This is a genomic window from Streptomyces sp. KLMMK, from assembly GCF_036961605.1.
In the GTDB taxonomy this organism is placed as follows: domain Bacteria; phylum Actinomycetota; class Actinomycetes; order Streptomycetales; family Streptomycetaceae; genus Streptomyces; species Streptomyces telluris.
This window is the reverse complement of the sequence record NZ_JBAMDC010000414.1, coordinates 1-5,540: the sequence shown is the minus strand read 5'-3', so window position 1 is coordinate 5,540 and position 5,540 is coordinate 1. Positions and strand designations below refer to the sequence as shown.

8 protein-coding genes and 1 pseudogene are annotated in these 5,540 nt (G+C 74.1%); 7 read left to right on the top strand and 2 right to left on the bottom strand.

All coding sequences use genetic code 11. The features are described from left to right. A pseudogene (locus tag V7793_RS32505) lies at positions 1-201 on the top strand (hypothetical protein); the annotation flags it as partial. 90 nt (positions 202-291) lie between these two features. Here V7793_RS32505 and V7793_RS32500 read toward each other — a convergent pair. Beyond that, positions 292-1,437 (bottom strand): amidohydrolase family protein, encoded by a 1,146-nt coding sequence (locus tag V7793_RS32500; protein WP_336013295.1) that lies wholly within the window; start codon positions 1,435-1,437, stop codon positions 292-294. 53 nt (positions 1,438-1,490) lie between these two features. Then, a complete protein-coding gene (locus V7793_RS32495; protein ID WP_336013294.1) occupies positions 1,491-2,882 on the bottom strand; it encodes a glutamine synthetase family protein in 1,392 nt (463 codons plus the stop codon). A 173-nt stretch (positions 2,883-3,055) separates the two neighbouring features. Here V7793_RS32495 and gvpO point away from each other — a divergent pair, with 173 nt between their 5' ends. The 6 genes from gvpO to V7793_RS32465 form a co-directional block, all read left to right on the top strand. Further along, positions 3,056-3,376, top strand: a complete 321-nt coding sequence (gvpO, locus tag V7793_RS32490) for a gas vesicle protein GvpO (protein ID WP_336013293.1) — start codon at positions 3,056-3,058, stop codon at positions 3,374-3,376. 123 nt (positions 3,377-3,499) lie between these two features. Beyond that, a complete protein-coding gene (locus tag V7793_RS32485) occupies positions 3,500-3,919 on the top strand; it encodes a gas vesicle structural protein GvpA (RefSeq protein ID WP_336013292.1) in 420 nt (139 codons plus the stop codon). Then, entirely contained in the window at positions 3,916-4,632 is a 717-nt protein-coding gene (locus V7793_RS32480; protein WP_336013291.1) for a GvpL/GvpF family gas vesicle protein, read from the top strand. Before V7793_RS32485 ends, V7793_RS32480 begins: the two co-directional genes overlap by 4 nt. Then, positions 4,629-4,841, top strand: a complete 213-nt coding sequence (locus V7793_RS32475) for a gas vesicle protein GvpG (protein ID WP_443058042.1) — start codon at positions 4,629-4,631, stop codon at positions 4,839-4,841. The genes V7793_RS32480 and V7793_RS32475 overlap by 4 nt, the downstream gene beginning before the upstream one ends. Further along, positions 4,838-5,185, top strand: a complete 348-nt coding sequence (locus V7793_RS32470) for a gas vesicle protein (RefSeq protein ID WP_336013290.1) — start codon at positions 4,838-4,840, stop codon at positions 5,183-5,185. Before V7793_RS32475 ends, V7793_RS32470 begins: the two co-directional genes overlap by 4 nt. Continuing rightward, positions 5,175-5,540: GvpL/GvpF family gas vesicle protein (locus V7793_RS32465; RefSeq protein ID WP_336013289.1), on the top strand; the 366-nt coding region annotated here is incomplete at its 3' end. The genes V7793_RS32470 and V7793_RS32465, both read left to right, overlap by 11 nt.

Below are 5,540 nucleotides of genomic sequence, written 5' to 3'. Positions count from 1 at the left end.
AGCGGACCGGCCGACGAGGAGGCGCTGGCCGCGGTGAAGCGGGCGCACTACTGCTGGCAGCACAGCGGCGACGGGGCGGTCCGCCTCGCCCCCGCTCTGCTCGCGCTGTGGGAGCGGATTCCCGGGGGAGAGGGCGCGGCCGAGCACATCCGGGCGCACCTGCAGGAAGCGGAGGAGCCCTGGCCCGGGGTGGCGCGCTGAAGCCTCGTCAGGCGCCGTGGCTCTCCGGTACGGCGGCGAGGGGCTGCGCCCGCCCACGGCCTCACGCCGCCGGGAGCCCAGGCCGGGAGGTCAAGCCGGGAGCTTGTAGAGCCGCCGCGCGGTCTCCGATCCGATCAGCCCGGCGATCCGGGGCACCTCGGCCGCGGGCCACGCGCCCTCGCCGGCCCACGACTCCGTCAACTGCCCCAGTGCCCGCGTGAACAGGCGCGTGCCGACGACGTACAGCTCCGGCAGCCCGTAGGCGTCGGTGGAGAACATGACCTTCCCGAACGGGGCGAGCTCCAGCACCTCCGCGAGGACGGCCGTGGCGCGCGCCCCGGTGTAGGAGAGGGTCAGCCCGACATCGGCGTAGACGTGCGGGAACACCTGGGCCAGGTAGGCCGCGTTGCGGTGGTACGGGTAGGCGTGCAGCAGGACCAGCGGGCAGCCCGTCGGGCGCACCGCCTTGATGAAGTCGGTGAGGAGCGCCGGGTCGCTGCGGTGCAGGCGAAGGTCGGGGTCGCCGAAGCCGGTGTGGATCTGCAGGGGCAGCGCGGTCGCGGCCGCCGTCCACAGCAGGTGGCGCAGGAGCACGGGGTCGTGGAGGCGGCCGCCGGGCTCGCGCGCGGCCAGCCAGCCGTCCGTGGCGGCCCGCAGCTCCCCGGGGCCCGGCGGCGCCGGATCGAAGTCGAGTCCGTGGCGGTAGGCGGCCACCGACTTGAAGCCCACGGCGTCTCGGGCCGCCGCGTGCACCGCCTCCCGCAGGCCGTCGAGGAACTCCCGGCCGGTGCCCGCCTTGTCCGCCGTGTGCTCGGCGAGGGTCTCCAGCCGCACGATCTCGTGGGCGCGCCCTCCGCCCGCGCGGGCGAGCTCGTGGTGGGTGGTGAGGTCGTCGGCCAGGCCGGTGTCGACGACGTAGTCGGTGATTCCGGTGGCGCCGAGCAGCCGCCGGTTCACCTCGTCCGCGCCCAGCTCGGCGCGCCGGGCCAGGTAGTCGGCGGGCGGGCAGTGGGCCGGGAGGCCGAGGATCGGCGGGCACCAGCGGTGCACGGCGAAGCCCAGCTGGCTGTCGAAGAACGTGGTGCCGTCGGCGGCCGGTGCGTCGGACTCGGTCAGGTACGCCGTGAAGCGGGAGCCGGTGAGCGGGCCCCTGGCCACGCCGTGGCAGTGGTGGTCCACCAGCCCGCCGCCGGGGGGCTGTTCGGCGGGCGGTGCGGTCGCTGTCCGGTTCGCCATGGCTGCAGCCTTCTTCACGACGTCGGGCCGGGGAGGGGGTCGGTGGCTTCGGGTCAGTAGCGGTGCCGGAGGTCCGCGACGACGGCTTCCGGCGTGTGGTGCTGCAGGCGCGCGTGCTCGCCTTCGCGGACGGCGAGGAAGGCCTCGTAGAGGGGGTCCCCGAGGGCCTCGCGCAGGAGGGCCGAGCCGCGGAAGTGCCCGAGCGCCTCCGGCAGGGAGGCCGGCAGGCGGGGCACCCCGGCGTGCGTGACCGCCGGATCGCCGCTGACGGGGGCCGGCAGGGTGCACTGCCGGTCGATGCCGTCGAGTCCGGCGGCGATGACCGCGCCGGCCACCAGGTACGGGTTGGCCGTCGCGTCGATGCACTTGATCTCGGCGTTGGCGCCCTGGAGGTCCTTCGCCGGGCCGGGAATGAAGCGGAGGGCGGCCTCCCGGTTCTCGGGTCCCCAGCACTGGAAGACCCCCGCCCACATGGAGGGTGCGAGCCGCAGGTACCCGGCGGGGTGCGGGGAGGTGACGGCCAGCAGCTCGGGAAGCGAGCGGAGGACGCCGGCGAGGAACGCCTCGCCGGTCCGCGTCATCCCCAGCGGGCCGTCGCCGCCGCGGCACAGATTGACGCCGTCCTTCCACAGACTGAGGTGGAGGTGCGCGCCGTTGCCCACGGCCCCGTGCTCGACCACGGGGGCGAACGTGGCGTGCAGGCCGTGGTGCGCGGACACGGCCCGGATCGTCTCCCGTACGAGCACCGCGTCGTCGGCGGCGGCCACCGGGCCGGACGGGGCGGTGGAGACCTCGAACTGGCCGGGGGAGTACTCCGGATGGATCTGCAGTACGTCGATGCCCTGGGCGGCCAGGGCCTGCAGGACGTCGCGCACGTAGCCGGAGAGCCCGGTGATCCGGGTCATGCCGTAGGCCGGGCCGGGGCCCGCGTAGCGCCGGGCGCGGCCGTCCGCCTCCGGCCCGTCCGCCTCGCGGTCCGCTTCCGTCGCGTGGGTGACGACCCATTCGGTCTCGTAGCCCATGCGCAGTTCGAGGCCGGACCGCGCGGCCCGCCCGGCCATGCGCCGCGCGAACCCGCGCTGGCAGGCCGCGTAGGGGGCGCCGTCCTGCTCGAAGCGGTCGGCCGGGGCCCAGGCCCAGCCCGGCTGGGCGGCGAGGACGGTCAGCCGGTCGAGGTCGGGGAAGAGGCGCAGGTCCCCGTCGGGCCCGCCGATATGGGCGCTGGTGACGGCGGAGTCGTCGCTGAGGTACACGTCGAAGACGGGGGACATGCCGACACCCCACTGCGCCGCGTGGGCGAGCCGGGCGGTGGGGACGGCCTTGACGCGCGTGATGCCCGCGTTGTCGACCCAGGTCAGTGCGACGCCGTGAATGTCCTTGGCCGTCAGGCGCGCCGCCTCCTGGCGCGCTGCCGAGGCCGCGGCCTCGTGCGGTGGTGTGTCCAACGCTCGCTCCCGGGTGCCGGTGCCCTCGACTGCCCTGTGCGGGCCGTTACACCGTACGGTGGCGGGCCCGGCGGGCAAAGGACGCCCCGGCGGGAAACGCAGATCGGGGCGGTCACGCCGTGATCGGGTGTTTGGGCCCGCCGGGACGCGGTATCCGCAGGGCGAGGCTCTCCATGACTGATAAGGCAGACATACCCGACGAGACCGGCACGGGCCCGGAAGCGGGAACACGGCCGGACCTCACCGCAGCCCAGGTACTCCGCGCGGCCCGCGAGCAGTTCACCGAACTGACCGGGCTGCAGCCCGAAGGCGTCTCCCGGTTCGAGCGGACCGAGGACGGCTGGACGCTGGAGGCCGAGGCGGTCGAGGTCGCCCGGATCCCCGAGACGATGAGCGTCATGGCGCTCTACGAGCTCACCCTCGGCCCCGACGGCCTGCTCACCGGCTACCGCCGCGTCCGGCGCTACGAGCGCGGCAGGTCCGACGCCCGCTGAGCTCCCTGAGGCGGGCGCGCCGGACAGTACGAGCGCCGGGCGGCACGAGCCCCCGGGCAGTCCGGGCCGCCGTGCGCCGGTCGCGTCGCGACGAGAGAACAAGACGAGAGGAAACCGCCCGAGATGAGCGTTGTCCCTGCGCAACCGGGCACCGGCTCCGCCGGCGGCACCAGCGGTCTGTACGACGTGATCGAACTGGTGCTGGACCGCGGGCTGGTCATCGACGCGTTCGTACGCGTCTCGCTGGTCGGCATCGAGATCCTGAAGATCGACGTACGCGTCGTCGTCGCCAGTGTCGACACCTACCTGCGCTTCGCCGAGGCCTGTAACCGCCTCGACCTGGAATCCGGCCCCCACAAGAGCGCCGGCCTGCCCGAACTCGTGGGCGAGGTGACCGAGAGCGGCGCCCACGGCAAGACCAAGGGCGCCCTGTCCGGCGCCGCCCAGACCGTTTCCGACGCCCTGCACCAGGTGCGCGACCGCGGCGAGGAGAAGAGCCGGAGCAGCCGTTCCACCTCCCGCAAGAAGGAGGAAACCGAGTGACCACCTACGTCTACGGCATCGCGCGCGCCGGCAGCACCGACCTGCCCGACGGCCTCACCGGCATCGGGGACCCGCCACGCCCCGTACGGGTGGTGAGCCGGGACGGCCTGGCCGCGGTCGTCAGCGACTGCCCCGGGCAACTGCGCCCCAAGCGCCGCGACCTGCTGGCCCACCAGCAGGTACTGGCGGCGGCCGGCCGCCGTACCTCCGTGCTGCCGATGCGCTTCGGCAGCGTCTCCGACAGCGACGACAAGGTGGCCGAGGTGCTGTCCGAGCACTCCGGCCGCTACGAGGAACAGCTCGACCGGCTCGCCGGCCGTGTCGAGTACAACGTCAAGGTCCTGCACCGGGAGGACGCGGCCCTGCACCTCGTCCTCGCCGGGAACCCCGAGCTGCGGGCCCTGGCCGAGGCCAACAAGGCCGCCGGCGGGGGCTCCTACGAACAGCGCCTGCGCTTCGGCGAGATGGTCGCGAACAGCATGCGCGAACGCGAGGTCCTGGACGCCGGGCTGGTGCGCGACGCGCTGGTGCCCCTGGCCGAGGAACACTGCGACGGCCCGGAGAGCGCGGGCTGGTTCCTGAACGTGTCCTTCCTCGTGGAGGAGCCGGCGGCCCGGCGGCTGCTGGCGGAGGCCGGGCGGCTCGGCGAGCGCCACCCGCAGCTGGACATCAAGGTCAACGGTCCGCTCCCGCCGTACAGCTTCGCGACGTGATCACCTTTGTGAGCTGGGTGCTGCGCCGGGTCGTCGCCGAGGCCGAGCGCCTCCACCGCGACCCTGCGGCCGTCCGGCGCGAACTCGAGGTGCTCGAGGAGCAGCTGGTGAGCGGCGTCATCGACGAGGAGGAGTTCGACCGGCGCGAGGACGCCCTGCTGGACCGCATGGAGCTGGTCCGGCAGCAGCCCGGGGGAGGTGCGGCATGACGGGCGGCCGGTCCGAGACGTCGCTCTCCGGCGGCGGCAGTTCGGCGAACCTCGCCGACATCCTGGAGCGCGTGCTCGACAAGGGCGTCGTCATCGCCGGCGACATCCGCGTCGACCTCCTCGACATCGAGCTCCTCACCATCAAGCTGCGCCTGGTCGTCGCCTCCGTCGACAAGGCCAGGGAGATGGGCATCGACTGGTGGGAGAGCGACCCCTCCCTGTCCTCGGGAGCCCGCCGGCGCGCCATGGACGCGGAGAACGCACGGCTGCGGTCCCGCATCGCCGAACTCGAATCACACGCCGAACTCGAAGGACCCGAAAGGAGGAGTTCCGGTGAACCGTGACCGTCGTGACCGTACGGAACTGCTGTACGCCTATGCCGTCCTGCGGGACACCGGTGCCGCCGGGATCCCGCTGGAGACGGTCACCGGCGTGGCCGGCGAGCCGGTGCGCGCGGTGCGGGAAGGCGACCTCGTGGTCCTGGTGGGGCCCGTCCCCGCGGCCGAGTTCGGCGAGAAGGGGCTGCGCGAGCGGCTGGAGGACCTCGCCTGGCTGGAGCACGTGGCGCGCGGCCACCAGCGGGTGGTCGACGCGGCGTCGGCCGGGGCCCCGTGCGTCCTGCCGCTGCGGCTCGCGACCGTCTACCGCGACGAGGCCGGCGTGCGCCGCATGCTGACGTCCCGGCACGCCGCGTTCGGC